General features: G+C 41.4%; 18 protein-coding genes. 17 read left to right on the forward strand and 1 reads right to left on the reverse strand.

What is annotated here, in order from left to right; all coding sequences use genetic code 11:
• Nucleotides 1–80: 80 nt before the first annotated feature.
• The 10 genes from PQ511_RS02410 to PQ511_RS02455 all read left to right on the forward strand — a co-directional run bounded on the left by PQ511_RS02410 (nucleotide 81) and on the right by PQ511_RS02455 (nucleotide 12,882).
• Nucleotides 81–977, forward strand: coding sequence for an aspartate carbamoyltransferase catalytic subunit (locus PQ511_RS02410; protein WP_273850342.1), 897 nt, complete (start codon nucleotides 81–83; stop codon nucleotides 975–977).
• Nucleotides 977–2,257: a dihydroorotase gene (gene pyrC / locus PQ511_RS02415; RefSeq protein ID WP_273850343.1), complete on the forward strand. Its 1,281-nt coding sequence runs from the start codon at nucleotides 977–979 to the stop codon at nucleotides 2,255–2,257. The genes PQ511_RS02410 and pyrC overlap by 1 nt, the downstream gene beginning before the upstream one ends.
• A complete protein-coding gene (locus PQ511_RS02420) occupies nucleotides 2,257–3,345 on the forward strand; it encodes a carbamoyl phosphate synthase small subunit (protein WP_273850617.1) in 1,089 nt (362 codons plus the stop codon). Before pyrC ends, PQ511_RS02420 begins: the two co-directional genes overlap by 1 nt.
• The gene (carB, locus tag PQ511_RS02425) at nucleotides 3,338–6,547 is read left to right on the forward strand and encodes a carbamoyl-phosphate synthase large subunit (RefSeq protein ID WP_273850344.1); all 3,210 of its coding nucleotides are present in this window, start codon (nucleotides 3,338–3,340) and stop codon (nucleotides 6,545–6,547) included. The genes PQ511_RS02420 and carB overlap by 8 nt, the downstream gene beginning before the upstream one ends.
• Nucleotides 6,544–7,311: a dihydroorotate dehydrogenase electron transfer subunit gene (locus PQ511_RS02430; protein ID WP_273850345.1), complete on the forward strand. Its 768-nt coding sequence runs from the start codon at nucleotides 6,544–6,546 to the stop codon at nucleotides 7,309–7,311. Before carB ends, PQ511_RS02430 begins: the two co-directional genes overlap by 4 nt.
• Nucleotides 7,308–8,249, forward strand: a complete 942-nt coding sequence (locus PQ511_RS02435) for a dihydroorotate dehydrogenase (protein ID WP_273850346.1) — start codon at nucleotides 7,308–7,310, stop codon at nucleotides 8,247–8,249. Before PQ511_RS02430 ends, PQ511_RS02435 begins: the two co-directional genes overlap by 4 nt.
• A complete protein-coding gene (gene pyrF / locus PQ511_RS02440; protein WP_273850347.1) occupies nucleotides 8,222–8,947 on the forward strand; it encodes an orotidine-5'-phosphate decarboxylase in 726 nt (241 codons plus the stop codon). The genes PQ511_RS02435 and pyrF overlap by 28 nt, the downstream gene beginning before the upstream one ends.
• Nucleotides 8,931–9,578: an orotate phosphoribosyltransferase gene (pyrE, locus tag PQ511_RS02445; RefSeq protein ID WP_273850348.1), complete on the forward strand. Its 648-nt coding sequence runs from the start codon at nucleotides 8,931–8,933 to the stop codon at nucleotides 9,576–9,578. The genes pyrF and pyrE overlap by 17 nt, the downstream gene beginning before the upstream one ends.
• A 10-nt stretch (nucleotides 9,579–9,588) precedes the next feature.
• On the forward strand, nucleotides 9,589–10,245 hold the full coding sequence (locus tag PQ511_RS02450) for a class I SAM-dependent methyltransferase (RefSeq protein ID WP_273850349.1): 657 nt from the start codon (nucleotides 9,589–9,591) through the stop codon (nucleotides 10,243–10,245).
• Nucleotides 10,246–10,770: 525 nt separating this feature from the next.
• Nucleotides 10,771–12,882, forward strand: a complete 2,112-nt coding sequence (locus tag PQ511_RS02455; protein ID WP_273850350.1) for a bifunctional glycosyltransferase/CDP-glycerol:glycerophosphate glycerophosphotransferase — start codon at nucleotides 10,771–10,773, stop codon at nucleotides 12,880–12,882.
• A gap of 145 nt (nucleotides 12,883–13,027) precedes the next feature.
• On the opposite strand, the gene PQ511_RS02460 is transcribed toward PQ511_RS02455, so the two are convergent.
• Complete coding sequence (locus PQ511_RS02460; protein WP_273850351.1) at nucleotides 13,028–14,725, reverse strand: Rqc2 family fibronectin-binding protein; 1,698 nt, start codon at nucleotides 14,723–14,725, stop codon at nucleotides 13,028–13,030.
• Between the two features lie 115 nt (nucleotides 14,726–14,840).
• Here PQ511_RS02460 and PQ511_RS02465 point away from each other — a divergent pair, with 115 nt between their 5' ends.
• The 7 genes from PQ511_RS02465 (at nucleotide 14,841) to priA (ending at nucleotide 23,386) form a co-directional block, all read left to right on the forward strand.
• Nucleotides 14,841–17,519 carry a calcium-translocating P-type ATPase, SERCA-type gene (locus tag PQ511_RS02465; protein WP_273850352.1) on the forward strand — a complete coding sequence of 893 codons (2,679 nt, stop codon included), beginning with the start codon at nucleotides 14,841–14,843 and terminating at the stop codon, nucleotides 17,517–17,519.
• A gap of 108 nt (nucleotides 17,520–17,627) precedes the next feature.
• The gene (locus tag PQ511_RS02470) at nucleotides 17,628–18,503 is read left to right on the forward strand and encodes a YicC/YloC family endoribonuclease (protein ID WP_273850353.1); all 876 of its coding nucleotides are present in this window, start codon (nucleotides 17,628–17,630) and stop codon (nucleotides 18,501–18,503) included.
• A gap of 69 nt (nucleotides 18,504–18,572) precedes the next feature.
• Nucleotides 18,573–18,833, forward strand: a complete 261-nt coding sequence (remA, locus tag PQ511_RS02475) for an extracellular matrix/biofilm regulator RemA (protein WP_159782328.1) — start codon at nucleotides 18,573–18,575, stop codon at nucleotides 18,831–18,833.
• 22 nt (nucleotides 18,834–18,855) lie between these two features.
• Nucleotides 18,856–19,467: a guanylate kinase gene (gene gmk, locus PQ511_RS02480; RefSeq protein WP_273850354.1), complete on the forward strand. Its 612-nt coding sequence runs from the start codon at nucleotides 18,856–18,858 to the stop codon at nucleotides 19,465–19,467.
• 2 nt (nucleotides 19,468–19,469) lie between these two features.
• The gene (rpoZ, locus tag PQ511_RS02485) at nucleotides 19,470–19,676 is read left to right on the forward strand and encodes a DNA-directed RNA polymerase subunit omega (protein WP_255648087.1); all 207 of its coding nucleotides are present in this window, start codon (nucleotides 19,470–19,472) and stop codon (nucleotides 19,674–19,676) included.
• 105 nt (nucleotides 19,677–19,781) lie between these two features.
• The gene (gene coaBC, locus PQ511_RS02490) at nucleotides 19,782–20,990 is read left to right on the forward strand and encodes a bifunctional phosphopantothenoylcysteine decarboxylase/phosphopantothenate--cysteine ligase CoaBC (protein ID WP_273850355.1); all 1,209 of its coding nucleotides are present in this window, start codon (nucleotides 19,782–19,784) and stop codon (nucleotides 20,988–20,990) included.
• On the forward strand, nucleotides 20,987–23,386 hold the full coding sequence (gene priA / locus PQ511_RS02495; RefSeq protein ID WP_273850356.1) for a primosomal protein N': 2,400 nt from the start codon (nucleotides 20,987–20,989) through the stop codon (nucleotides 23,384–23,386). Before coaBC ends, priA begins: the two co-directional genes overlap by 4 nt.
• Nucleotides 23,387–23,401 lie beyond the last annotated feature (15 nt).

Genomic DNA, 23,401 nt, shown 5'->3' on the forward strand with positions numbered 1-23,401 from the left:
ACGCGTCTATCCTTCTGCACCCTGACAACGCTCAGGGTGCTTTTTTTTGAGAAAAATATGGACGAATTGGAGTGAGTGATGTGAAGCATTTACTTGATATGACCTCTCTTACATTAGATGAAATTGATAACATTTTACTGCAGGCCGAACGTTTCAAGAATGGAAAAAGTATTCAAAGACAGGAACCGGTGTTTATTGCGAATCTTTTCTTCGAACCATCGACCCGAACAAGGTTCAGCTTTGAAGTAGCAGAAAAGAGACTGGGATATGAAGTCTTGAATTTTGAAACATCCTCGTCAAGTGTTCAAAAAGGAGAGACGCTATACGACACAATTAAAACGCTTGAATCGATCGGAGCAAGCGCTGTCGTTGTGAGGCACAAAGAGGAAAAATATTTTGATCCGTTGCTTGAAAAAACGTCCATGTCCATTATTAATGCAGGCGATGGATGCGGACATCACCCTACCCAATCGTTGCTCGATCTTCTAACGATTAGGCAAGAGTTCAAGCGGTTTGAAGACCTTAACATTGTGATCGCTGGTGATATAAAGCACAGCCGGGTAGCAAGGTCAAATGCTAACGTGTTAAGTAGGCTAGGTGCAAACGTGAGCTTTTCCGGACCACGTGAATGGCAAGATGAAACAATGGATGAAACCCCATACCTCACAATAGATGAAGCGATTGAACAGGCGGATGTGCTCATGCTACTACGCATTCAAAATGAGCGTCACGAAAGGAAAAGCGAGACGGATTCTTACCTTCAGACATTTGGGCTTACAGTAGAGCGAGAAAAACGCATGAAAAAACATAGTATTATCATGCATCCTGCCCCGGTAAATCGAGGCGTTGAAATTGATACATCATTAGTGGAATGTGAGCGCTCAAGAATTTTCAAACAAATGGAAAATGGTGTTTATGTCCGAATGGCCTGCTTGAACATGGTTCTACAACCTACTAAGAAAGGAATGGTCGTGTAATGCTAATCCAAAATGCGAGACTACTAAACGAAGCTGGAGATTTAATCGAGCGGGAGGTTCTTATCAATGAGGCTGGACGAATTGAAAAAATCGAAAAAAAGATTGAGGTAGAAGCGCACCAAACTTTTGATGCAAAAGGGAATCTCTTATCTCCAGGGCTCGTTGATCTTCACGTGCATCTAAGAGAACCTGGCGGCGAGCATAAAGAAACGATTGAGACTGGAACTAAAGCAGCGGCAAAAGGTGGATTTACAACAATCGCTGCCATGCCGAATACAAGACCTGTTCCTGACAACGTAGAAACGATGCAAACGTTAATGAATCGAATCAAAGAAACTGCAAGCGTTCGTGTCTTACCATATGGAGCGATTACTACTAGACAGCTAGGCGAAGAGCTGACGAATTTTGAAGGATTGAAAACAAACGGCGCGTTTGCCTTAACCGACGATGGTGTTGGTGTTCAAAATGCGGGAATGATGCTAGAAGCAATGAAGCGTGCGGCAGCTAGTAACCTAGCAATTGTTGCTCACTGCGAAGAAAACACGTTGATTAACGGTGGAAGCGTGCATGAGGGGCATTTCTCAAAAGAGAATGGACTAAACGGCATTCCGTCCGTTTGTGAAGCGGTACATATTGCAAGAGATGTTCTGCTAGCCGAGGCAGCAGGCGCACATTATCATGTTTGCCATATTAGTACGAAAGAGTCCGTTCGCGTTGTAAGAGATGCGAAGCGGGCTGGGATTAACGTAACAGCTGAAGTGACACCCCATCATCTTCTTTTATCAGAAGATGATATACCGGGGCTTGATACGCATTACAAAATGAATCCGCCTCTTCGATCAAAAGAAGATCGAGAAGCACTTATCGAAGGCCTGCTCGATGGCACAATTGATTTTATAGCAACAGATCATGCCCCTCACTCTGAGGATGAAAAAGCACAATCAATGGAAAAAGCGCCATTCGGTATTGTCGGACTGGAAACGGCTTTTCCCCTGCTATACACCCATTTTGTTGAGAAAGGAACATTTACCCTTAAGCAGCTTGTTGATTGGCTAACGGTGAAACCAGCACGTGCATTTGAACTTGAATACGGTACTCTCGATATTGGCGCATTCGCTGATATAACAATCATCAATTTAACGGCGAAAGAAGACATTCTTCCTGAGTCATTTGTATCAAAAGGTAAAAATACGCCTTTTACTGGATGGACATGTAAAGGATGGCCTACAGCAACATTTGTAAATGGCAAAATCGTGTTTGAAAAGGGGAGCGATCAATGATGAAAAGACAGTTGATTTTAGAAGATGGATCTATTTTTGTAGGGAAAGCATTTGGTAGTGACATTGAGAAAAGTGGGGAGGTTGTTTTCAACACAGGAATGACCGGCTATCAGGAAATTTTATCTGATCCATCTTACTGTGCCCAAATCGTTACGCTTACGTATCCATTAATCGGTAACTACGGCATTAACCGGGATGATTTCGAATCGATTAACCCATCTGTACACGGACTAATTGTAAAAGAAGCAACAGAAGTACCAAGCTATTGGAGAAATGAAATGACGCTTGATGAACTGCTTCGTGTAAAAGGAATCCCTGGTCTTGAAGGCATTGATACAAGGAAGCTGACAAAGCTGATCCGCTCAAATGGAACGTTAAAAGGAAAAATGTGTAGCATAGATGTCGATCCTGAGAAAATCGCGCGTGACCTAAGGGATACGCCCTTGAAAAGAGATCAAGTACAGCAGGTTTCCATTAAAGCACCTTATGCAAGTCCAGGTCGTGGATTCCGTATCGTTCTTGTCGATTTTGGGATGAAGCACGGTATCTTAAGAGAATTAACAAAGCGGAAATGTGATGTGGTTGTTGTCCCATACAATACGACCGCAGAAGAAATTCTTCGTCTCAATCCTGATGGGGTGATGCTTAGTAACGGCCCTGGAGATCCGAAAGACGTACCTGAGGCTGTAGAGATGATTAACGGAATCCTTGGTAAAATCCCACTCTTTGGCATCTGCCTGGGTCATCAGTTGTTTGCTCTTGCTTGCGGAGCAGATTCAGAGAAAATGAAGTTTGGTCATAGAGGATCGAACCACCCGGTAATGGACTTATCAACTCAGCGCGTGGCCATTACTTCGCAAAATCATGGTTATACGATTGCACCTAATACGCTAGAGAATACGGAGTTAGTTGTCACACATGTTGCCGTAAACGACGGCTCCATTGAAGGCGTTAAACATAAGGAATATGCCGCTTTCAGTGTGCAGTATCATCCAGAAGCATCCCCTGGACCTGAAGATTCCAATGAACTTTTTGACGACTTTATCGCGATGATTACAACATTCAAGGGGGAAAAAACATATGCCTAAACGTACAGATATTCAAAAAATCCTTGTGATCGGATCAGGACCAATTGTCATCGGGCAAGCAGCAGAATTTGACTATGCAGGAACGCAGGCGTGTCAGGCGTTAAAAGAAGAAGGATATGAAGTGATTCTCGTAAACTCAAATCCTGCAACCATTATGACGGATACCACAATCGCGGACGAAGTATACATCGAACCACTAACGCTTGATTTTGTTAGCCGGATTATCAGAAAAGAACGACCGGATGCTCTTCTTGCAACACTTGGAGGGCAAACTGGACTAAATATGGCAATGGAATTATCAGAAGCAGGTGTTTTAAAAGACTATGAAGTCGAACTTTTAGGTACGAAACTTGATGCAATTCAGCAGGCGGAGGATCGCGATCTGTTTCGTACGCTTATGAATGAGCTAAACGAACCAGTACCGGAAAGTGATATTATTCATAATCTCGAAGAAGCGTATCAATTTGTGAAACGAATCGGATACCCGGTAATCGTTCGCCCTGCCTATACGCTTGGAGGAACAGGCGGCGGAATTGTAAACAATGATGAAGAGCTCGAAGAAATTGTTTCAAGTGGACTGAAATATAGTCCGGTGACCCAATGTCTACTTGAGAAAAGCATTGCTGGATTCAAAGAAGTGGAATATGAAGTGATGCGTGACGGTCAAGATCAGGCGATCGTCGTTTGTAACATGGAGAACATTGACCCAGTTGGCATTCATACAGGTGACTCCATTGTTGTGGCACCGAGTCAAACGCTATCAGATCGCGATTATCAAATGCTACGAAACGTCGCACTAAAAGTCATTCGCGCCTTGAAAATTGAGGGAGGCTGTAACATTCAGCTTGCGCTTGACCCATACAGCTTCCAATATTACATCATTGAAGTAAATCCAAGGGTTAGCCGTTCCTCCGCTCTTGCATCGAAAGCAACGGGCTATCCTATTGCAAAGCTTGCAGCGAAAATCGCAGTCGGGCTGTCTCTTGCAGAAATGAAAAACCCTGTTACAGGAAAAACATATGCAAGCTTCGAACCGGCTTTAGACTATGTTGTATCTAAGATTCCAAGATGGCCTTTTGATAAATTTGAAAGTGCAAATCGTAAATTAGGAACGCAAATGAAGGCAACGGGTGAAGTGATGGCGATCGGTCGTACGCTAGAAGAGTCGCTGTTAAAAGCAGTGCGTTCACTAGAGTCAAATGTCAGTCATTTATCCATTCCAGAGTTAGTGGATCTTGATGACGAAACGCTAGAGAAACGAATTCGCTTCGCAGATGATGAGCGTATCTTCGTTGTAGCGGAAGCATTTAGAAGAGGAAAGACAATGAAACAAATTCATGACTGGAGCATGATTGATCATTATTTCCTCGTAAAGATACAAGGAATGGTTGAGCTTGAAAACAAGCTAAAAGAGAATAAAGGGAATCTTGATCTTTTACTTGAAGCAAAACAAAAAGGATTTTCAGATGACATCATAGCCACTCTCTGGAATCAAACAGAGCTTGAAATATATGAATTGCGTATGCAAGAAGCAATCCGGCCCGTTTATAAGATGGTTGACACCTGTGCAGGGGAATTTGAATCTGAAACGCCTTATTACTACTCCACTTATGAGGATGAGAATGAATCACTTGAAACGTCGAAAGAAAGTGTACTCGTTCTAGGTTCTGGTCCGATTCGAATCGGTCAGGGGATTGAGTTTGATTACGCGACAGTGCATAGTGTTTGGGCCATTCGAGAAGCAGGATATGAAGCCATTATCATTAACAATAACCCGGAAACCGTATCGACGGATTTCAGTATCTCAGATAAGCTTTATTTTGAACCATTAACAGTGGAAGATGTGATGCACGTCATCGATCTTGAAAAGCCTAAAGGCGTAGTCGTTCAGTTCGGAGGCCAGACGGCTATTAATCTCGCAGACGAACTAGCAGCTCGAGGAGTAAAAATTCTAGGAACATCTTTAGAAGATATGGATCGTGCTGAGAACCGAGATAAATTCGAAATGGCGATGGCTGAGCTAAACATCCCTCAACCAGAAGGCAAGACAGCAACATCCGTTGATCAAGCTGTCACAATTGCTGAGAGAATTGGCTATCCAGTCCTTGTTCGTCCATCCTATGTACTCGGCGGCAGAGCAATGGAAATTGTCTACAAAGAAAGCGAGCTGCTTCATTACATGGAAAATGCGGTGAAAGTGAATCCACAGCATCCTGTTTTAATCGATCGCTATTTGATGGGGAAAGAAATCGAAGTTGATGCGATCTCTGATGGAGAAACGGTGTTTATACCGGGCATTATGGAACACATCGAACGAGCAGGAATTCACTCAGGAGATTCGATTGCAGTATATCCTCCACAGAGCTTATCAAGTGAAGTGAAACAAACGCTTATTGATCAAACGATCACGCTTGCGAGAGGATTGAAAATCAAAGGTCTTCTAAATATCCAATATGTCATTCAGAACGACCAGGTGTATGTGCTCGAAGTAAATCCGCGTTCAAGTCGCACCGTCCCATTCTTAAGTAAGATCACAGGGGTACCAATGGCGAATCTCGCAACGAAAGTCATTTTAGGCGCATCCCTTACTTCTCTAGGTTATGAAACGGGGTATGGAACGGAACGAGACGATGTGTATGTAAAAGTACCGGTCTTCTCATTTGCGAAACTGCGTCGCGTGGATATTACGCTTGGACCAGAAATGAAGTCAACCGGGGAGGTAATGGGTCGTGATTATACGCTTGAGAAAGCTCTATATAAAGGGCTTGTTGCTTCGGGTATGAAGATTCCTACGCACGGATCAGTCTTGTTCACGATCGCCGATAAAGACAAAGAAGAAGCAATCGATCTTGTCAAACGGTTCAATGCAATCGGCTACCACATTCTTGCAACAGAAGGAACGGCTCAGATCATACGTGATCTTGGAATCCCTGTGACAGTCGTAAATAAAATTGGGGCAGAAAAGCCGAATCTATTACATGTTATTCGTGAAGGGCAGGCGCAATTTGTCATTAACACGCTCACAAGAGGGAAGCAGCCTGCTCGTGACGGCTTCCGCATTCGACGCGAGTCAGTCGAAAATGGTGTTGTATGTTTCACATCACTTGATACAGCAAAAGCGTTGCTACGGGTCATTGAGACGATGACGTTTACAAGCACAAGCATGCCGAAGTTTCATGAAAAAGAAGTGGTTCGTTCATGAAGCAGTTAAAAACCGAGCTTGTTTCTCAAAAAGAAATTGCAGCTTCGATTTATGAAGCGGTCGTTTTTCATAAGGAGATCAATGAAAGCTTCCAACCTGGACAGTTTGTTCATGTGAAAACGGGATTCGGATCAGACCCCTTGCTAAGAAGACCTATCAGTATTTGTCATGTTGATCCTAACAAGCATGAGTTAACGATGATTTATCGAGCAGAAGGTAAAGGAACAAAAGTATTAGCTGAGATGGTACCAGGGGTCGAAGTGGACCTCCTTGGCCCACTCGGGAATGGTTTTCCAGTTGAGAGGACAAAGGAGGGCGAAACAGCTCTACTTGTGGGGGGCGGGATCGGCGTTCCCCCCCTCTATTACCTTTCGCAGGAACTAACCAAGCGTGGGGTGAACGTAAAGCATGTACACGGTTTTCAAACAAGTTCAGTCGTTTTCTATGAAGAAAAATTTAAAGCATATGGCCCTGTAACGATCACAACAGCAGATGGAACATATGGAGAAAAAGGATTTGTAACAAACCAGCTTGACATGAACGCTGACTACCTTTTTGCCTGCGGACCATCGCCTATGTTAAAAGCACTTGAAAATTACCGTGCCAAAAAAGGTGTTTATCTCTCACTCGAACAGCGAATGGGATGTGGGATTGGTGCATGTCTCGCATGTGTGTGTCACGTTCAGGGAGACGAAACAGGTTTTGCTTATCGTAAAGTATGTAGTGATGGGCCAGTATTTCAGGCGGGGGAGGTTGTTCTATGAGCCGATTACGAGTAGAGCTTCCAGGCCTAGATCTAAAAAATCCGATCATGCCAGCATCAGGATGCTTTGGGTTTGGGAAAGAATATAGTCAGTTTTATAACCTGGATCAGCTTGGAGCCATTATGGTAAAAGCAACAACGCATGAGCCGCGCTTCGGTAATCCAACTCCACGCGTTGCGGAAACAACTTCAGGAATGTTAAATGCGATTGGCCTCCAAAACCCTGGACTTGATCGAGTGATGGCAGAGGAGTTACCGTGGTTGTCAAGATTTGATGTGCCAATTATTGCAAATGTTGCGGGATCGACGATAGAAGACTACGTGACGGTTGCGAAGGAAATTTCAACAGCCGAGAACGTACATGCGCTTGAGTTGAATATTTCTTGCCCAAATGTGAAAGAAGGTGGTCTAGCATTTGGAACGGTTCCCGAAACAGCCTATGAGGTCACGAAAGCAGTGAAAGACGTGTCATCGGTTCCTGTTTATGTCAAGCTCTCACCAAACGTAACCGATATTGTCCAGATGGCAAAAGTCGTTGAGCATGCAGGCGCAGATGGGTTAACAATGATTAATACGCTTCTTGGTATGCGAATTGACTTAAAAACAGGGAAGCCAATCCTTGCTAATGGAGCGGGAGGTTTATCCGGACCAGCCATTAAACCTGTGGCGATTCGTATGATTCATCAAGTGAGTCAGCAGGTCAACATTCCGATCATTGGAATGGGTGGTGTTCAGTCGGCGGAAGATGTAATTGAGTATTTCCTTGCTGGAGCGAGCGCTGTTGCCGTTGGTACAGCAAACTTTGTTGATCCATTCGCTTGTCCTACCATTATTGACGCCTTACCAGCTTTGCTAGATAAATTAGACGTGCAACATATTTCAGAGCTGACAGGAAGGAGCTGGAAAACAGAATGGAATCTTCAATCATCCTCGCACTAGATTTTTCGGACAAGGAAGAGTTAAAGGATTTCCTTAAGCAATTTGAAGGGGAGAAGCTTTTTGTAAAAGTGGGAATGGAAGCATTTTATCAATACGGCCCCAAGCTTGTAGATGAATTAAAACAGCGAGGTCATCACGTTTTCCTAGATTTAAAACTACATGATATTCCAAATACAGTGAATAAAGCGATGAAGGGTCTTGCGGGTCTAGGTGTTGACTTAATTAACGTTCATGCGAGCGGAGGATCACGAATGATGCAGGCGGCGTTGGAAGGACTAGAAGCAGGTACTCGCGGTGGTCAAAAACGGCCTTTGTGCATCGGTGTCACACAATTAACGAGCACATCAGAAGAAATGCTTCGAAGCGAATTGCATATTGCAACAAATATGAAAAATAGTGTTGTGTCTCTTGCAGAGCTTGCAAAGGGAAGCGGACTTGATGGGGTCGTCAGTTCAGCTCTTGAGGTTCCGATGATCAAAGAAGCATGCGGAGAATCGTTCTTAACGGTAACACCAGGCATTCGATTAGAAGGCGATCTTGCTGGTGATCAAAATCGCGTCTGCTCTCCAAAGAAAGCACGATCTTTAGGAAGCGATTTTATTGTGGTCGGACGTAGTATCACAGGCGCGAACAACCCATTATCGGCATATGACATCTTAAAATCAGAGTGGAGGAGTTCTCATGAAATCAATCGCTAAAGCACTTTTGGAAATTGAAGCTGTCAGCTTACAGCCTACTAATCCTTTTACATGGTCTTCAGGTTTATTGTCACCGATTTATTGTGATAATCGTCTAACCCTCTCTTATCCAAACGTAAGAAAAGAGATCGCACGTGGGCTTGTCGCTATGGTGAAAGAAAAATACGCTGATGTAGAAGTGATTGCCGGAACAGCCACCGCTGGGATTCCTCACGCTGCCTGGGTAAGTGACCTTCTCGATCTTCCAATGGTATATGTTCGCGGTAGTGCAAAAGGTCATGGAAAAGGAAATGTAATTGAAGGAAAAGTAGAGGAAGGGCAAAAGGTCGTTGTGATTGAAGATTTGGTTTCAACAGGTGGTAGTGCGATTGATGCTGTGAAACAATTAGAAGCTGCTGGTGCTAAAGTGCTCGGTGTTGCCGCCATTTTTACATATGGAATGAAAAAAGGAGCAGAGCAGTTTGCGAGCGCGAAAATTGCCTGGGATACGCTTACGAATTTCGATGAATTATTAACATGTGCCGTAGAAACAGGTATGATTGAAGAAAGAGAGGTTCAATCACTGCTTCACTGGCGTGACAATCCATCCTCGAAAGAATGGTTGGAGCAGTTGAAAGACCTCTCCGTTTAGGAGGGGTAAGATGAGAAAAATGCAGGGAGAAGAGTTCGATTCACTCGTATCCTTTTTTGATGATATGGCACGAACAAACTGGCTTGGGGCCATACATGATGAATTAAAACAAGCTTCTGGTTCATGGGAAGAGAAATCCGTACTCGATGTAGGGTGTGGAACGGGAAGACTTCTTCTTCGTGGGGTCGAGGAAGCGAACATGTTGACAGGTGTGGATCTATCATCTGAAATGGTGAAAGCAAGCAAACAAAATTTCTTCTTTTTGAATCGGTCGAACAAAAGTCACTTTTTAGAAGGTGACGCATGCAATCTTTCGTTTGAGGATAACACGTTTGATTTTGCCCTTTCAACGTGCGTCATGTTCCTTTTACCAGAGCCAGAAGCAGGCATGAAAGAAATGATACGGGTTACAAAAGAAGGCGGAAAAATTGTTATGTTAAACCCATCTCTTCAAATGGATCAAATGGCTGCTTTTGAGTATGCAAAAAAGTATGGAATGAGTGGTTTTGAACAAACTTCTCTACTAAAATGGTCAAATGTATCAACAAAAAGACATCGTTATACGCCTGATCAGCTAAGCGAGAAGCTGAAAGGGCTTGGTGCTAAAGAGACGAAACATGTTGAGGTACTTGATGGTTTAGCGATTATTACGGTTGCAGATTTATAATAATTGACGGTTATCAAAAACATTACTTTTATAAAAGTGAGGATTTCCGTTCCAATCAGTTAAGTGTCTTCTCTTTCCAAAAATGATTTCAAAAGCAACTCTCTTGCAGAAGATAGCTAAGTAAATAAAAGGTTCCTGCTAGTTAATTAGCAGGAACCTTTTTGTTGTTAAAAAGGGGACTTTTAATTAGTACTTTCTGCAGAGGCAAATATAAAAGACAATCACGAACAGAAACCTTGAAAAAAGGAATAGTATGTTGAATAATTGTAAATTTCATAACGATATCATTAAAATTATAACGATTATTTACTTGAGTGTAATAATTGAAACGAAATTTACAAAAAGTTTAAGCTGTGTTAATCTAGTAAATTGAGTCCTGCTATGTTATAAAAAGGGTTTTATACCAAAAATATGGTTGGTGCAATTGTGTGAAATATCCAAATAAAACCAACATAAAAATCGATAGTGATTGAGAAGAGATAGTTTATAGCGTGGACTCAATATCATAGATAAAGGTGAAATGTTATGAAAAATAAAATATCAATTATCATTCCTGTATACAATACAGAAGTTTACTTGGAAAATTGTATTGAATCATTAATTGATCAAACATATTCCAATTGGGAGGCTATTTTAATTAACGATGGATCAACGGACAAGAGTCTAGAGATCATTAGGAATTATGAAAACCAAGATCCCCGAATAAAATCCATAGATTTAAAGGTTAATAAAGGAGTAGCGCATGCACGAAACAGGGGATTAGATGCAGCAACAGGAGAGTATATCTACTTTTTAGATAGTGACGATAGTTTAGATCAATATGCTCTAGGACTTCTTATTAGCAACATCACCCATCATGAAGTTATATTTGGTTCATTCAACAAACAAAATAAAAAAGCCAATCTTACTTTACCTGTTAAACATCGAATGAAATATTCGAAATCTAAATTTCGAAATGAATCTGTACTTAACCGATTGTTTAAACGTACGTTAGTTGATGAACTAAATCTACGCTTTGATGAGGACTACAGATACTACAGTGATTTAACATTTTTGTTACCACTCCTAGACTACTTCAAAACCGTACCTACGATAACGGGTTATATTTATAAAAAACAATGGCGAAAAGACCCTGATTCTCCCGAGTCATTAACACAACACGATGACGTAGTTAAAATAAAAGAATATGTAGAGAGATTTCATAAACTAACAGAAGTTTATTCAGAAAATCCAAAAGTAATTAAATTCCTATGCAATCAATTCATTTCTTATTATTGTCAATACGTCATCTTCGTTCTTCAAGAACAAGACATCTATTCAGAAGTCCTAGAGGATTTATCCTCCGTCCTCATATTTATAAATAGCCATGCTTATTCTAGAAGAATTAGTTTCTTTATTAAAAGGGAGCTAAAAGCAATCAGAAATAAAGATGAGAAAAAGCTTAGGAAGTTATTGAAACTCCATAAATTTTTAAGAATAACTTCAAGATCCTTAAAGGGTCGCCAAAAACTTTATCGATCGTTATACAACTATGTATTTACTAAACTACCAATGCAGAACAAAACAATTGTATTTGAAAGTTTCTTAGGAAAAAATTATTCAGATAGCCCTAAAAACATTTATGAGGAGCTCATTAACGAAAATAAAGACTATAAATATATATGGGTATTCGCTAAACCAGGTAAGGATATACCTGGGAAGGCTAAGCAAGTGAAGCGACTGTCATTAGCTTATTTTTATTATATGGCGAGGGCAAAATATTGGGTTTCGAATTCTCGGATTCCCAAAGCTTTAAAGAAACGTGAGGGGAATATCTACCTTCAAACTTGGCATGGCACTCCATTAAAAAAACTAGTGTTTGATATGAATGATGTCCATTCAGCCAATCCGAATTATAAAGTAGACTTTTATGAACAATCTAGAAGATGGGATTATTTAATATCAGCAAATTCTTATTCAAGTGAGATTTTTAAGCGTGCGTTTAAATTTAACAATCGTATGTTTGAATATGGGTATCCTAGAAATGATATTTTACACAGTGAGAACAAAACACAGCTTATGAAAAGATTTAAAACGCAGTTAAATATTCCATTAGATAAAAAGGTCATTTTATATGCGCCTACTTGGCGCGATGACGAATTTTATAAACCTGGTCAATACAAGTTTTCGCTAAGATTTGATCTTGAGCGAATGCAAGAAGAGTTGGGTGATGAGTATGTGGTGCTTCTTCGTACACATTACTTTATAGCGGATCATCTTAATACTGAGGATTTTGAAGGATTTGCTTTCAATGTTTCGAAATATGATGATATCTCAGAACTATATCTCATAGCTGATATCTTAATCACAGATTATTCATCTGTTTTCTTTGACTATGCAAACTTGAAGCGACCAATTCTTTTCTTCACATATGATTTAGAAAAATATCGTGATACCTTAAGAGGATTTTATATTGATATGGAGTCTGAATTACCTGGTCCGTTAGTGTTTACAAACGATGAAATTATTGATTCGATTAAGAACATTGATCAAGTAAAAGAACAGTATCAAGATAAATATGATCAATTCTATAATCGTTTCTGTGGATGGGATCATGGAGATGCTTCTAAGAAAATTTCTGGCGAAGTATTCAGCTGAGTCTCTTAACTTCTAACTTAATATAGAAAATTAATCCAGGTGGAATTTAGTACTACTGGTATTAAGAAATCTTTTAGAACGAATGAAAAAGAAGGGCAGATCGCAAAACAATTGCGATCTGCCCTTTTTCCTTATAGATTAGAAATTATTTCTTCATCCTAAAAATAAGATCCTGATCAGGCGTCACATACAGAGTGTTTTGCTGATCATACGTCACAAATCCTGGCTTGGCCCCGTTTGGCTTTTTGACATGTCGTACTTCCGTATAATCCACTGGTACAGAACCAGATTCACGTGCTTTACTGAAGTAGGCCGCGAGATTGGCAGCTTCAAGTAGCGTCTCCTCTGTAAAATCCTTACTTCGAATCACAACGTGTGATCCAGGAATATCTTTCGTATGCAGCCATGTTTCGCTTCGTGCCGCAAGCTTGTTCGTTAAATACTCATTTTGTTTATTATTCTTCCCAACAAGAATTTCGGTTCCGTCAGTTGAAAGATAAACATCAAGCTGAGGTTTCGTTGGTTTTGATTTTTTCTTTTTGCGACGCTTTTTAATGTAACCTTCTTCTTCAAGCTCTTCGCGAATTTCTTCGATATCACGAGGTGATGCAGAAGTAAGCTGCTGAATGAGCTGTTCAAGGTATGCAATTTCTTGATGAGCCATCGTAATTTGCTCTTCAAGAACGGAAATGGAATTCTTTGCTTTATTATAGCGTTTAAAATAAGCTTGAGCGTTCTCAGATGGTGTCTTTTGTGGGTTCAGCTCGATAGGAACTGTTCCACCATCTTCATCATAATAATTTTGAACTTCTACCTGCTTGTCGCCACGTTTCACCAGATGCATATTTGCTGTTAATAGCTCACCAAGCAGCTGGTATGTGTCAGCTGCCTGTGCTTGTTCAATTGTTCGCGATAACTTTTTGATTTTCTTCTCGTTTTTCTTTAACTCATTAGATAGAAAGCGTTCGAGATCATTCGATTGCTGTTTCACACGATCGCGATCTGCTTTTCCATAATAGAACCGGTCAAGTAGTTCACTAGCCGAATCAAATTCCCTACTTTCTCCTGTTAAATGAGTAAGTTCAACGACTGAGAAGAACTCCTTAGAACCGCTTACCATCTGAGGAGTGTAGTCGTGTTGCTCGAGCTTTCCAAATACATCAAAGAAAGCTTCAGGTAATGTTGTTCGATTGGCTAGGCCAGCTCGATGGATTACTTCATTCGCAATAAGCGGGGAGAGACCACCAAAGGAATGTACGAGCTGTTGGCTCAATTTCCCAGCGTTAAAATCAATTTGTTTTAGAAAATCATCTCTCGTTAAGCCAAATGGCGAAACTTTGTTTTGCGCAGGAGGAGCGATATAATCCTGCCCGGGAAGAACCGTTCGATGTCTGTTCACAGACGGGGAAAGGTGCTTAATGCTATCTAAAATCATGTTCGATTCATTCAATAAAATCACATTGCTATGGCGCCCCATAATTTCTGCAATCAATGTTCGTGTTGTGAGATCGCCGAGGTCATTACGCGCTTTAAACGTCACGTGAATGATTCGTTCATTTTCGATTTGTTTAATATCTTCCACAATGCTACCTTCTAAGTGCTTACGAAGCAGCATGCAGAACATTGGTGGTTCTTTTGGATTCGCATAAGATTCCTGCGTAATTTGAATTCTTGCGTAAGATGGGTTAGCTGATAAAAGGAGCTGATGGTTTTTCCCACCAGAACGAATTACTAGCAATAAATCAGTCGCATAGGGCTGATAGATTTTTGTTACGCGCCCACCCTTTAGTTGTTCATTTGTTTCATGTGCAACGGCTCTCATTACCATACCGTCAAAAGACATATTGTTCACCTACATTCCTATCACTAGACATTATTCTTAGTATAGCATTTTTTTGAGCTTGTCTGAATATAGTTGAATTATTAGCGACATTACGTGCAGGATCGGGGTGTAGATCATGAACTGGTATAACATGACAAAGGGAGAAGTGTTAGAGGAATTGGAGACAAGCGAGGGGGGGATTAGTTCCGATGAAGTAGAGAGAAGGAGAAGAGTTTTTGGATTAAATCAATTAGACGAAGCAGAACGACCTTCGATGATCTTAATGTTTTTAGCTCAATTCAAAGATTTTATGGTCGTCGTCCTCCTGGCGGCCACGCTTATCTCGGGATTACTTGGAGAGTATCTTGATGCAATCGCCATTATCCTAATCATACTCATGAACGGGATTCTTGGATTTGTACAAGAACGAAAAGCAGAAAAATCACTACAGGCATTAAAACAGTTATCTTCCCCAAAGATGAAGGTACTACGTAATGGAGAATGGACGAACATTCCTGCATTAGAAGCAGTTGTAGGGGATATTGTTCGAATTGAGAGCGGAGATCGGATTGGGGCTGATTTGCGTCTTTTCACTTGTCAGGGATTGCAAATAGAAGAATCAGCTTTAACGGGTGAGTCGTTACCTGTGAACAAGCATCCTGAGGCAATCCGAGAAGAACAAGCTGGCCCGGGCGATCAACAAAACATGGGTTTTATGGGAACACTCGTAACGAAAGGAAAGGGCGTTGGAATCGTAACTGCGACTGGGATGAAAACAGAAATGGGGAAAATTGCCCACCTCATTCAATCAGCTGATACGATGGAAACGCCACTCCAAAATCGATTGGAGCAGCTTGGAAAGGTGTTAATCGCTGCAGCGCTCCTTTTAACAGCACTGGTTGTGGTCCTTGGGATTATACAGGGACGCGATGTCTATAGCATGTTTTTAGCTGGTGTGTCACTTGCTGTCGCAGCGATTCCTGAAGGATTACCAGCAATCGTGACGATTGCCCTTGCGATCGGCATGCAGAAAATGAGTAAACGAAAAGCCATTGTTCGAAAACTGCCATCTGTTGAAACACTCGGATGTGCAACCGTTATCTGTTCAGATAAGACGGGAACGCTCACACAAAATAAAATGATGGTCACAAAGCTATGGGCAGGAGGAGAGACATGGGATGTCACCGGGTCTGGCTACTCTCCATATGGTGACTTTTTTAAAGGAAATACGCGCGTATATTCTGATGAAGAGCGGTCATTAAAACAGCTCCTAACGTTTGGCTTACTTTGTAGTAATGCGCGAGTGATGGAAAGAAACGGAGAATACATTCTTGACGGTGATCCAACAGAAGGAGCACTTGTTGCCGCTGCAATGAAGGCTGGATTAACGGAAGATGTGAGGGAAGAAGAATTTACAATCATTCAGGAATTTCCCTTTGATTCCAATCGGAAAATGATGAGTATTGTAGTGGAAGATTCAGTAGGAAAAAGGTATGTCATCGCAAAAGGTGCACCTGATATTGTGTTAAAACAATGTGAATCGGTATTATGGAGTGAGAAAAAAGCGCCGCTTCGTAAAAGCTATGAACGAGAAATACAAGAACAGCTTAATGCGTTTGGAGAATTAGCTTTAAGAACGATTGCCGTAGCGTTTAAACCAATCCAAAATGAAGACAACATGCTTCACAGCGTACAAGCCGAATCTCGCTTAACCTTTGTTGGTCTGGAAGGAATGATTGATCCGCCACGTGAAGAAGTGAAACAAGCGGTAGCTGATTGTAAAACGGCTGGAATCAAGACGATTATGATTACTGGTGATCATGTCACAACAGCCAAAGCGATTGCGCATAATCTAGGGATTCTTCCTGAGCGAGGCAAAGTAATGGAAGGAAGTAAGCTCTCTTCGTTAAGCGTTGAAGAACTAGAAAATCAGGTGGAAGACATTTATGTGTTTGCACGCGTATCGCCAGAACATAAATTGAAGATTGTTAAAGCTCTTCAGAATAGAGGACATATTGTTGCGATGACTGGTGATGGGGTGAATGATGCTCCAGCGATCAAAGCCTCAAATATTGGCATTTCTATGGGGGTAACAGGAACAGACGTAGCAAAAGAATCATCCTCTCTTATATTAAGCGATGACAATTTCGCTACGATAAGAGCGGCTGTAGAAGAAGGAAGAAATATCTATGAAAATATTCGGAAATTCATCCGTTATTTGTTAGCATCGAACGTTGGTGAAATCCTTGTGATGCTTTTTGCGATCTTGCTAATGTTGCCGCTTCCGCTCGTTCCAATTCAAATTCTGTGGGTGAATCTTGTTACTGACGGATTGCCAGCGATGGCGCTTGGACTTGATCCTGCAGAAGGAAATGTCATGAGAAGAGATCCGCGAAAGCCAAAAGAAGGAGTTTTTGCGAGAGGATTAGGATGGAAAATTATCTCTCGAGGAATTATGATCGGTGCCTGTACACTTGCAGCCTTTATGATTTGCTATAGTGAGAATCCGAGTGACCTTGTCCAAGCTCAAACCGTTGCATTTTCTACACTCGTACTCGCCCAATTAATTCATGTGTTTGACTGTCGAAGTGAACGGTCGATTTTTCATCGAAACCCTTTTGAAAATAAAGCACTTGTTCTAGCTGTTCTCTCTTCCGTCGGTTTATTGCTTGTCGTTATCTATTATGAACCGCTTCAGCCGATTTTCCATACAACGTATCTATCAATGAGAGAATGGATGCTGATCTTAGTCTTTTCTAGCATTCCAACATTTCTATTAGCAGGTACCACCTTATTTAAGCGGCACAGAGGGTAAAGACCCTCTGTTTTTTCTATTTAAGATTGATGAACAGAAAGAGATATCCCTTTGTTTCAGTTTGATGAAGTGGTACAATTGGTTAGAATAGCTATTGGATGTGATAATATGGTTAAGAGTATGACCGGATTTGGAAGAGCATCGCATGAGGGCGAAGACATTCAAGTAACGGTAGAAATAAAATCCGTTAACCATCGTTACTTCGATGGTACATTTCGCATGCCAAAAGCGCTCGTTCATCTCGAAGGTAAAATGAAGCAAGCCATTCAGCGCAGCATTATGCGAGGGAAAGTAGAACTTTATTTAACCATTGAGGGAGCTGGTTTACGTTCATCGGACGTGAAGGTGGATTGGAATCTGCTCGACCAATACATAACGATTTTAAAACAAGCCTCTAAACGATACGATTTGCAAGATGATTTGTCTGCTTCTACGCTTTTGAACATGGATGTTTACCAAGTGATCGAGAAGGAGCAACAGATTGATCAGCTAGAGCATGAGGTATTTGACACCTTACATATAGCCATCAATCGACTTGTAGAGATGCGACAAATTGAAGGTGAAGCACTTGAGCAAGATATAAGGAATAAGCTTCAAGAAATGACAGCTGCCTTAACTTCTATTTCCATTCTTTCAAAAGAAGTAACCTCAGCATTTGAAGCGCGAATACGCGCGAAACTTGAAGGGTTTAAAGAGTTAGAAGATCTTGATGAAGCTAGAATCCTAACGGAAGTAGCGCATCTTGCCGATAAAGCAAGTATCGATGAAGAAATCATAAGGCTCCGTAGTCATCTCGACCAATTCCATGATATTCTTAGTAATGATGGTGTCGTAGGAAGGAAACTTGATTTCTTAGTGCAGGAAATCAATAGGGAGCTGAATACGATCGGTTCCAAGTCTCAACACCATAAGATCAGTCAGCATGTGGTTGATCTTAAGAGCGAAGTGGAAAAGGTTCGTGAACAGGTTCAAAATATTGAATAGCCTGAGCGCTTTGTTTAAAATCACCTTACTGGTGTAAAAATAGAATCGTGATTCCTGGGAGGAACGACCATGAGTATTAAATTAATCAATATCGGATTCGGTAACATTGTGAATGCGAATCGAATTGTTTCAATTGTTAGTCCAGAGTCGGCACCAATCAAACGAATTATTACTGTTGCAAGGGACCGCAATATGCTAGTGGACGCAACATATGGAAGAAGAACGCGTGCTGTTATTATTTCTGATAGTGACCACGTCATTCTTTCGGCTGTCCAGCCTGAAACAGTCGCACAGCGTCTCGTGAACAAAGACGAGCTTTCTGACGAGTAGCATCTATAAAGTGGAGGTTAGTATGGATAAAGAACGTGGATTGTTAATTGTTCTTTCTGGCCCTTCTGGTGTTGGAAAAGGAACAGTAAGAAAAGCTTTCATGCATAATGCGGACGAAGTACAGTATTCCATTTCTGTAACGACGCGCAAACCGCGTGAAGGTGAAGTAAATGGGGTTGATTATTTCTTTAAATCTCATGAAGAGTTTGAGGATATGATCGAAAATAATAAGCTGCTTGAATATGCCCACTATGTAGGCAACTACTATGGTACGCCTGTTGACTATGTAGAAGAAACCCTGCAGTCTGGAAAAGACGTCCTGCTTGAAATTGAAGTGCAGGGAGCGAAGCAAGTTCGCAAACATTTTCCAGAAGGTGCTTTTATCTTCTTAATGCCTCCTAGCTTAACGGAGCTTAGGAATCGCATTGTTAACCGCGGCACGGAATCAAACGATTTAATTGATAATCGTATGGGTGTTGCGAAAGAAGAGATCGAATTGATTGATGAATACGATTATATCGTTGAAAATGATCAAGTCGAATTAGCATGTGAGCGAATTCGTGCTATTATTACAGCAGAGCACTTAAGACGTGATCGTCTTGCCCATAAATATAAAAATGTAACGGAGGTTTAATAATGATTTTATACCCATCGATTGACTCACTAATGGACCGCATTGATTCAAAGTACACGCTTGCTACGCTTTCTGCAAAACGCGCACGCACGATTCAGCAAACAGGTAATGTTTACGTGGATCGTCCACAGTCAGTAAAGGCTGTGGGGAAAGCACTTGAAGAAGTACTTGATGGCAAACTACTTGCAGACGGCATGATAGAAGACTGAGTGGAAAGTAACAACCTATGAGAATAGGTTGTTATTTTTTTCTTAACTTAATAGTGATTTACTATAATTATATTATGTTAACTATTTGGACGGAAGGTGAATCTTATGAGTCTAAAGGGAAAGAAGATCTTGCTCTGTGTCAGTGGTGGCATTGCTGTATTTAAGGCAGCCGCTCTAACAAGTAAGCTCTATCAAACGGGTGCGGAAGTGAAGGTGTTAATGACAAAATCTGCTACAGAATTTGTTACACCATTAACGTTTCAAACGCTTTCCAGAAATGATATTTATAAGGATACCTTTGAAGAAAAGGACCCTACATCAGTGGCACATATTGACGTAGCGGATTGGGCAGACCTCGTATTGATTGCACCTGCTACAGCGAACATCATTGGTAAGTTTGCAAATGGGATTGCAGACGATATGATGTCAACGACGTTACTAGCTACAGAAGCTCCTGTTTGGGTAGCTCCAGCGATGAATGTTCACATGTATGACCATCCTGCTGTTAAGAAAAACATGGACGTCCTCCGTTCGTTTGGCTGTCATTTTCTTGAACCTGGAGAAGGTTTGCTTGCATGCGGCTATGTTGGTAAAGGACGCATGGCGGAGCCTGAAGATATCCTTGAAACGTTAGAAACGTACTTTAAAGAGGATACGAACGATTTAGCTGGGAAAAAAGTAGTCGTCACCGCCGGCCCTACGCGAGAACCAGTTGACCCTGTTCGCTATTTTACAAATTACTCTTCTGGAAAAATGGGATTTGCTTTAGCAGAACAGGCGGCGAGCCGTGGTGCGGATGTCACATTAGTAGCAGGTCCAGTCTCACTTCCTACACCTCAAGGTGTTAATCGAATTGATGTTGTGACTGCGGAAGAAATGTTTACGTCTGTCCTTAATGAAGCTGAAACGGCTGACATTGTGATTAAAGCGGCAGCCGTTGCTGATTATCGCCCCGCTACCGTTTCTTCAGAAAAAGTGAAGAAATCTGATGACGAAATGATGATCGAGATGGAGCGGACGAAAGATATTCTCTGGACTCTAGGCCAGCAAAAGAAAAATCAAATTTTAGTTGGCTTTGCGGCAGAGTCAGAGCGGTTAGACGAATATGCACAAAAGAAACTAGTAAAGAAAAATTTGGATTTGATTTGTGCAAACAATATTAAGGCTGAAGGCGCAGGGTTTGATAAAGACACGAATGTTATGACGCTACTCCACCGAGATGGCGAACGAGTTGAACTTCCTCTCCAATCAAAGCATGATGCAGCGAACCGCATTCTCGATGAAGTAAAGCGATTGGACGTGACTCGTTCATGATTGCGAAAGTCATAGTCGATGTACCGGCGAATCAAACTGATCGCCTGTTTGATTATGCGATTCCAAAAGAATGGGAAGAAATGATAGAACCTGGGATGAGGGTCGTAGTTCCTTTTGGACCGCGAAAAATCCAGGGGTTTGTGATCTCGGTAGCTGAAGAATCGGAGCATGCGAAATTAAAAGAAGTTAGTGAAGTAAAAGATGTGACGCCTATTTTAACGAAAGAATTACTCGATCTTGGGTTCTGGCTAACAGAAAAAACGCTTTGCTACGCAGTTTCAGCTCTTCAAGCAATGTTACCAGCCGCGATGAAAGCAAATGTGACCAAAACGATTGTGCTAGGAAATCGTGTAAATGATGAAGCGATCTGGCATCGAATGGTATCCTCTGGCGGAGTGAAATGGGACGATTTTCTTTCACATTTTAGCCATAAAGAATTAAATCGTGCGATCAAAAATGATGAACTTGAAGTTAGGTACGATGTAAAAGAGAAAACGGCGCCTAAAACCATTCTTTCTGTATCACCAGCGCTTTCAAAGGACGAGCTTCAAGTGGTAAGGGATAAGATGGGGAATCGTGCGCTGAAGCAGCAGGAAATCATCACACATTTTATCGAGCAAGAAGGCGCTGTTTCTTATAAAGAGCTAATGGATATGCTTGACACAACCAGGTCAACAATCAAGTCACTTGTTTCAAAAGAAATATTAAGAGAAGAGGAAATTGAGCTTTACCGGGACCCGTATAAAGGTCGTGAATTTATGCCTTCAACGGCCCTTGAGTTAACGGATCTTCAAGAACAAGCGATAAGACCGATCCTAAAAAGTATTAATGAGCACCATCATGAGACTTTTCTCATTCACGGCGTAACCGGAAGTGGGAAAACAGAGATTTATTTGCAATCGATTCATCGCGTTCTCGAACAAGGGAAAGAAGCGATTGTGCTTGTTCCTGAAATTTCATTAACACCACAAATGGTGACCAGGTTTAAAAGTCGTTTTGGTTCAGAAGTTGCCGTGTTACATAGCGGCCTTTCACGCGGAGAAAAGTATGATGAATGGCGCAAAATTCATCGGAAAGAAGTGAAAGTGGTTGTAGGGGCACGTTCAGCTGTATTTGCACCATTTACAAACCTTGGCATTATCATTATTGATGAAGAACATGAAAGTAGCTACAAACAAGAAGAAAACCCACGCTATCATGCGAGAGATGTAGCCATTAAGCGCGGAGAGCATTATAAATGTCCTGTTGTGCTTGGCAGTGCCACGCCATCACTAGAATCATATGCACGCGCAACGAAAGGCGTCTATACCCTTCTTGAATTGTTAGACCGAGTCAACAAACAGGCGATGCCAGCTGTAGCGATCGTTGATATGAGAGAAGAATTACGAGCGGGGAACCGATCGATGTTTTCGAACGATCTTTACGATAAGCTGAAAGACCGACTAGAAAAGAAGGAGCAAACCGTGCTCTTTTTAAATCGTAGAGGTTATTCTACTTTCGTGATGTGTCGAGACTGCGGGTATGTAGCTGAATGTCCTCACTGCGACATAAGCTTAACGTATCATAAAATCAACGGAACGATGCGCTGTCACTATTGCGGTCATGAAGAACGTTTTCCAAGTCAATGTCCGGAGTGTGAAAGTGAACATATCCGCTTTTTTGGGACGGGAACACAGCGAGTAGAAGAGGAATTAACTAAAATTCTTCCCGAAGCAAGGGTAGTTCGAATGGATGTTGATACAACGAGACGAAAAGGCTCTCATGAAAAGCTTTTAAATCAATTCGGAGAAGGAAAAGCCGATATTTTACTTGGAACTCAGATGATCGCGAAAGGTCTAGACTTTCCTAACGTTACGCTCGTTGGCGTATTAGCAGGGGATGCCATGCTTCATATTCCTGACTTCCGAGCGTCTGAGAAAACATTCCAACTGCTAACGCAAGTAAGTGGACGCGCAGGACGTCATTTATTACCAGGTGAAGTAATCGTTCAATCCTATACACCAGAACATTACAGCATTGAAATGGCCGCTGATCACGACTATCAGTCCTTTTACCATCGGGAAATGGTCACAAGGAAACAATTTGGCTATCCGCCATTTTATTTTCTGGCCATGGTAAACGTTTCTCATGAAGAGTTAACGAAAACGGTTGATGTAACAGAGAAAATTGCAGGATATTTAAAAGATCAGTTATCAAAACAGAGTGTTGTATTAGGGCCGGTTGCATCCCCTATTCCACGGATCAAAGATAGATATCGCTACCAATGCATGATAAAATACAAAACTGAACCGAATTTAACACATTACTTAAAAGAAATTCAAAAGCATTTTTCAAAGGAAATTAGTCGTGGAGGATTACAAATATCCATTGATACACAACCTTATATGATGATGTAGTGAATGTGAAAGGGA

This window comes from Guptibacillus spartinae (genome assembly GCF_028610625.1).
GTDB lineage: Bacteria > Bacillota > Bacilli > Bacillales > Guptibacillaceae > Guptibacillus > Guptibacillus spartinae.

Coding starts and splice junctions, on each gene's coding strand:
- PQ511_RS02435 (WP_273850346.1), top strand. CDS start 7,308: ATGAGCCGATTACGAGTAGAGCTTCCAGGCCTAGATCTAAAAAATCCG.
- carB (WP_273850344.1), top strand. CDS start 3,338: ATGCCTAAACGTACAGATATTCAAAAAATCCTTGTGATCGGATCAGGA.
- PQ511_RS02450 (WP_273850349.1), top strand. CDS start 9,589: ATGAGAAAAATGCAGGGAGAAGAGTTCGATTCACTCGTATCCTTTTTT.
- PQ511_RS02420 (WP_273850617.1), top strand. CDS start 2,257: ATGAAAAGACAGTTGATTTTAGAAGATGGATCTATTTTTGTAGGGAAA.
- rpoZ (WP_255648087.1), top strand. CDS start 19,470: ATGATTTTATACCCATCGATTGACTCACTAATGGACCGCATTGATTCA.
- pyrF (WP_273850347.1), top strand. CDS start 8,222: ATGGAATCTTCAATCATCCTCGCACTAGATTTTTCGGACAAGGAAGAG.
- PQ511_RS02455 (WP_273850350.1), top strand. CDS start 10,771: ATGAAAAATAAAATATCAATTATCATTCCTGTATACAATACAGAAGTT.
- PQ511_RS02465 (WP_273850352.1), top strand. CDS start 14,841: ATGAACTGGTATAACATGACAAAGGGAGAAGTGTTAGAGGAATTGGAG.
- gmk (WP_273850354.1), top strand. CDS start 18,856: ATGGATAAAGAACGTGGATTGTTAATTGTTCTTTCTGGCCCTTCTGGT.
- pyrC (WP_273850343.1), top strand. CDS start 977: ATGCTAATCCAAAATGCGAGACTACTAAACGAAGCTGGAGATTTAATC.
- PQ511_RS02460 (WP_273850351.1), bottom strand. CDS start 14,725: ATGTCTTTTGACGGTATGGTAATGAGAGCCGTTGCACATGAAACAAAT.
- pyrE (WP_273850348.1), top strand. CDS start 8,931: ATGAAATCAATCGCTAAAGCACTTTTGGAAATTGAAGCTGTCAGCTTA.
- PQ511_RS02470 (WP_273850353.1), top strand. CDS start 17,628: ATGGTTAAGAGTATGACCGGATTTGGAAGAGCATCGCATGAGGGCGAA.
- coaBC (WP_273850355.1), top strand. CDS start 19,782: ATGAGTCTAAAGGGAAAGAAGATCTTGCTCTGTGTCAGTGGTGGCATT.
- priA (WP_273850356.1), top strand. CDS start 20,987: ATGATTGCGAAAGTCATAGTCGATGTACCGGCGAATCAAACTGATCGC.
- remA (WP_159782328.1), top strand. CDS start 18,573: ATGAGTATTAAATTAATCAATATCGGATTCGGTAACATTGTGAATGCG.
- PQ511_RS02430 (WP_273850345.1), top strand. CDS start 6,544: ATGAAGCAGTTAAAAACCGAGCTTGTTTCTCAAAAAGAAATTGCAGCT.